General features: G+C 35.8%; 4 protein-coding genes. All 4 read left to right on the top strand.

Annotation, left to right across the window (positions count from 1 at the left end; all coding sequences use genetic code 11):
- Nucleotides 1–598 precede the first annotated feature (598 nt).
- The 4 genes from LIZ08_RS10080 to LIZ08_RS10065 all read left to right on the top strand — a co-directional run bounded on the left by LIZ08_RS10080 (nucleotide 599) and on the right by LIZ08_RS10065 (nucleotide 4753).
- Nucleotides 599–994 (top strand): plasmid recombination protein, encoded by a 396-nt coding sequence (locus LIZ08_RS10080; protein ID WP_227038804.1) that lies wholly within the window; start codon nucleotides 599–601, stop codon nucleotides 992–994.
- A complete protein-coding gene (locus LIZ08_RS10075; protein WP_227038802.1) occupies nucleotides 939–2018 on the top strand; it encodes a plasmid recombination protein in 1080 nt (359 codons plus the stop codon). The genes LIZ08_RS10080 and LIZ08_RS10075 overlap by 56 nt, the downstream gene beginning before the upstream one ends.
- 533 nt (nucleotides 2019–2551) lie before the next feature.
- Nucleotides 2552–4048 (top strand): DnaD domain protein, encoded by a 1497-nt coding sequence (locus tag LIZ08_RS10070; protein ID WP_129299864.1) that lies wholly within the window; start codon nucleotides 2552–2554, stop codon nucleotides 4046–4048.
- Between the two features lie 327 nt (nucleotides 4049–4375).
- On the top strand, nucleotides 4376–4753 hold the full coding sequence (locus tag LIZ08_RS10065) for a hypothetical protein (RefSeq protein WP_129299863.1): 378 nt from the start codon (nucleotides 4376–4378) through the stop codon (nucleotides 4751–4753).
- Nucleotides 4754–5398: the final 645 nt, after the last annotated feature.

The following is a 5398-nucleotide window of genomic DNA, read 5'->3' as shown; positions in this document are numbered from 1 at the left end:
TTTTAGTTTTGTACGTTGCGCAGCAATGTCAAAACTACAAAAACGTTACTCTTTGCCAAAGAGTAACAGAAACTCCCACTAAATCCCGACTGTAGATTATGATTTTTACGTCTGTTTTAAATCGACAATATAGACGCAGAATAGCGATAGCGCTGCGGCATAGCCCGCTTTTCGGGCTAAATTGAGCGTTTTTAGTTTGTTAATGGTTTTATATACTGACCCACGTTTAAGCCCAATAATGGGCCTATATGTTGTCCATCTTTTATATAAATAATGGACTTATACATGTTCCATGATTTTATCATTTCGTGGTCTACTATATATCCCATTATTCTATATTTTCATGGTCCTATATATAGTCCATTTTCTACTCAAATCATGGACAACTATGTAGACCATTATTTGTATTTTTCATGGACTTATATATAAACCCACGAAATGGACAAAACATGGATCTCTATATCTATCCATATTTTTATTAACTAGATTATTAGCCTAGTTAAATTCTTTGAGTGTTGCGTTTTTTTCTTCTGTTTTGTCTTTTTTTTTAACAAAAAATGGCATACTATGAGTAGCTATTCAAAGGTAGGTTTAAATCATGAATAAAACAATGACATTATCTTTTAAAACAAACCCAAGAAAAACGAATATAAGACACAATAACCGCGAACTAACAGAAAAAGAGTTTAACAGCGACGCTCATAAACACATTCAGCGCGAAAAATCGAAATACAATATTCAGATTTTCAAACGTGATATCAAAGATGTTTATCACGAACTATTTGACGACGCACTGAATGCTTACAACACAAAGCAAAAAAGAAAAGATCGCAAGATTGATGACTACTATAAACACGTCCAAAAATCCAAAAATTTGGACCTGCAGAGGGAATTCATTGTTGCAGTCGGTAATAAGGCAGATTGGGAAAGACTAAGTTTTGAAGAAAAGGCAAGAGGCGGGAGAGGCCCTGAAACGCTACGTAATCGATTTTAACGAACGGCACGATAATATGACCATTTACAATGCTATCGTCCATCTGGACGAATCTGGGGCCCCTCACGCACACTTTAACGTGGTTCCAACAGCAACTGGATACAAAAATGGGCTTGCTGTGCAACCATCGTTTAGAAAGGCTCTGGAACAGGAAGGCTTCGGCCCATCTGGGAGGGAACAGCTTAAAGCGTTTAGAGATGCAGAAGTTCATCGTCTGCATGAATTTGTACATGAAATCGGAATTGACCGAAAAGCTGGTCAGACGAATGATATCAAGGATATGCGCGAGTACAAAGACGCGATGGAATACATTGAGAATCGAAAATCAAATCAAATCGTTAAAATGCAACGCGAAGAAAAGGCTCATGAAGAAAAGATGCACGAGCTAGACGAGCGATTGCGAAAGCAAGAAGAAATGATCCGAAAAAGAGATGAAGCATTTAAGGCTAGTAAGAGGAAGCAAGCTAGAATTATCAAGGAGTATAACGATGAGATTGTTAGCAAATCTGAAGAACTTGACCTCGAAATGATCAAAGATGATACGGTCGATGCGATGTTGAAGATGCAGCTGATCGCGGATAAGCCACTCGACGACAAGCGCAACTATAAAATCGAAGAAAAAGGCTTTGGCAAGGAAAAACAACGCTACGTAATGGTTCCAGAAAAAGACTTTGACGACTTGGCACGTAGGGCTAATTCTGGCCCGTTGATGCAGTTGTTAGAGGATTTTAAAGAGCATATTCTTGGTTTAGGAATTGTAAAGCGCCTGAGGGCTACAATTGCTAAACTAAAAGAAGAAATGGCTGGTCTACTTAGAGAAAATGATAGCTTATCTAAAGAATTAACGGCTGTAATTGAAGATAGAAACAAATACAGATCTCAATTATTGGATCAAGAATATTATCTGACAGATAAAGAGCGAGATGAGATTGCTGAGAAGATCATTCAGAGAAAGGATCTTGAACTAGAAGATGGGGATAGAGATAGGGCATTTGAAAGAGATGATCTCGATCTTAGCAGATAGATAATCTACTTGTGACTTCAGTAAAAGTATGTGTTTTTTTGGTAGCACTTTACGACGATAATCTATCTTTGTCAATAAAAAATCTAAATTTTTATCTAAAGGGAGTAAGACGATTTGGTTATCCTTTTGTTTTGCTTGAAAAAGTAAAATACTAGTTGTCTTCAAAATAAAAGATTCTCTAATACCTACCTTAGATACCCCTTGAAGGAAAGCTACCGTAGCAATCAAATCAAACGTGAATCGTAAGACCACAAACGTATATTTTTTATCTTGCTTTCTTCTTCTAAAATAATATGTATAGGTATAGGTATTAGTACGCAAAAGCGCAAAAACCTGAAAAAGCCTGTTATATAAGGCTTTTTGGGTTTTAAGTGCTACCGTTTTAACACATTAGTGCTACTGATTTAACACATTAGTGCTACCGTTTTAACACATAAATGCTACTGTTTTAACACATAAATGCTACTGTTTTAACAAAAAGTTGCACTTTGTTTTAAACAGTGGTATAATAGCACTACAGAAAGGCAAGAAAGATGAACGAAGTAGAAAAGCAACCAGAAGTTTGGCAATTGACCAATATAAAGAACAAGCAGTTGGCTAAAAGCAAAAATTTTCGCATAACAAGTTTAGCAAACAGAATGACGACAGCGCAGAATATATTATTTTCTTTCGCATTGCTAAACGCAAAAGTCGATGGCGATTTTGCTGAAGCCACTTTTACAATTGATGAACTAAAAAATTTTGTTTCTCTTTTAGATTATGAAAGACACAGAACATCACGAATTTTACAAGATCTAAAAGCAGTTGGGGAAAGCAGTATTTTGATGATCGATGAGAAGATGATTAATGATCCTCTGAATGGCTCTGCTAAAGGAATTATGATTTTCAGTTCTTATTCTTATCAAAAAGGGAAATACCATTTTATATTTAATTCAAATAAGATCGAAAAAGATGGTGTAGCTCCAATAATTGGAGTTTTGAGATCTAGAGAAGAAAATCCGTTGATCTATAGACTAGATATGTTTGCCTCTCTCAATTTTTCAGGGCAAGCGTTGTATGAAAATATCCTAATAGCTAATCAATCGGGTTTACGAAAAATTCAATTAAGCAATGAGGATCTTCGCGGAATTTTTGGTACTTTCGGGAAATCAATGGAACGATACGATGCAATCAAACGAAAACATTTAGCTCCAGCCGTCGAAAATATCAATAGCAATACAGAATTAAACATCATTTATGAGCCGTTAAAAAATGGTAGAAAAATAATTGGTGCAGAATTGCGATGGACTACTGAGAAGACAAAATTAGCTTCAAAGGCACAAATAGCAACTGCGACTGAGTTGTATGTTGAACTACTAGGATTTGGATATGCTCAAGATAATAGCCTTCTCAAGGAATTATACAACATCAATGAAAAAACTATAGGTGATGCAATAAACATTATTAAAAGAGCAACTAAAGAAATTAGCGAAATTAGGTTGGCTATTGAAAAAACGGCACAAAAAAAAGAAACTACTGTTAAACCTAATAATCCAGTAATGGAAAGCAAGGTAATTTCCAAAAAAGAATCGAACGAATATGGTTGGTTTTTCAGCCGCTTTGAATCAGTTGAAAAACCAACAGAATCGGAAATATTGGGATACTTAAATGACTTTGTTGAATCCGATAGGAAGAATGTATTAGAGTTGGCATATGAGATTTTCGATCGAAATGGCGGGGAAAAAGCAACATACATAGCAACCGTTCTTCGAAATTGGAGACAAAAAGGTATAACGACGGTTGAAGATGCAAGAAAATCTTATGAAGCAAGTTATGCTGTTAAACGTGATGAGAAAAAGACTAGGAAACGGAGTACAAAAACAAATGTTCCGAAGTGGTCGAAACAGGATTATAAAAATGAAACGACAGAAGAAGAACAGGCCGACATGAAGAAAGAAAAAAATAAGTTACTAGCTAAAATAGACAATCCATCGCAAGAGCCACCCGTTGTCGAAGGACAAACCAATATTTACGATTTTTTAGACGAATAAAAAGGACGGCTTATCCGTCTTTTTTTATTGCTTTGTTTTTAACTAGTTTAATAGCCTAGTTAGATTATGAAATCGTAAAAAACAGGGCTTCGATTTTTAGCTGCATTTTATAATTGTTTTATTATGTTTTGAAGAATTAAAAATCGGGGTGGGATATTTACCTTGCCAGCCACTTTGATTTTGTTTTCTACAGTAATTGATAAGGAAATGAGAGCTAAAAATCGATTTCAATAAAATATCTGTACAGAAAATGTATAGAAAGTGCTATAATTGTTATACATAACGTTATGTATAACGTATATAATCGACGAAAAAGAGGTGGGGAAAATGAGTGTGCAAATCAGTATGCGTGTATCAAAAGAACAAAAAGAAAGGCTTGTCGAACTTTCTAAAAAGCAGAATAAAAGTCTAACACAATATGTGTTAGATAGATGTATTGTAGAAGATGTCGATACAAATGTAGATGACTCTACACGCTCTAGCATACGTGTAGAAAAGATGCTACAAAGCCAAATAGAGCAGTTGCGTGAGGATTTTGAACGCGAACGTACTCAATTGGTGGATCAAATCGATCAAAAAGACAAGCAGATTGCTGACATGATTGAAACAAGCAACAGCCAACTTCAACTGATTGGAGCTCTGACAGTAAGGAATGAGACCCTACTATTAGAACATAAAAAGAAATGGTGGAAATTCTGGGAATAGCTTTGTGTATCTCATTTATTTTAGCTTTATATACATTAAAAAATCCCTCTCAAATTCCTCTGATGTACCCATTTTTTGACACATGCCTAATCTCGTGATATAATGGTTTTACGAAAATGTAGTGCACAAGCACACCGAAGCCCCTAAGGAATGCCAGTTCCCTAGGGGCTTTTTTGTCGGTGTCGGGCTAGCTTTAGCGTTTGTCCTTGCTATCTAACCACTTGCAAATGTAATGTGCCGTTACTTCTGCCACGATAGCAAGTAAGACGTCGAAAATGTAATGCACTCGCTCCACCTCCTTTCGCATTGACTTGCGGAAGGTTTCGCTTCAGCATTTATTATTATATCATGCCCGCTTGCTTTATTCCAATTTCCTTTTGACGACAAGAAACCCTTGCTGGCCGTACTTTGTCCCTGTTCCTCGGAAACGCTAAAGCTTTTCGGCTGGTCCCTCCCTAGCGTAACCCAAAGTCATTTTTCCAAAATGACTAGTCGGACCTTTTCGTTATTGTCCGACAAAATTTAATATGCTTCAAAACTATATTTTAAACAATTTATTTAATCTTTCTAACTCTAATACACTCATATATACTTCTACTCCAGTAACTACCCCCTTACTATAAATAATTCCACAAGAAAACACAA

Source organism: Streptococcus sp. 210928-DFI.4.42 (genome assembly GCF_020554365.1).
In the GTDB taxonomy this organism is placed as follows: Bacteria; Bacillota; Bacilli; order Lactobacillales; family Streptococcaceae; genus Streptococcus; species Streptococcus parasanguinis_S.
This window is presented reverse-complemented; position numbering and strand designations above follow the sequence as displayed.

Coding starts and splice junctions, on each gene's coding strand:
- LIZ08_RS10080 (WP_227038804.1), top strand. CDS start 599: ATGAATAAAACAATGACATTATCTTTTAAAACAAACCCAAGAAAAACG.
- LIZ08_RS10070 (WP_129299864.1), top strand. CDS start 2,552: ATGAACGAAGTAGAAAAGCAACCAGAAGTTTGGCAATTGACCAATATA.
- LIZ08_RS10065 (WP_129299863.1), top strand. CDS start 4,376: ATGAGTGTGCAAATCAGTATGCGTGTATCAAAAGAACAAAAAGAAAGG.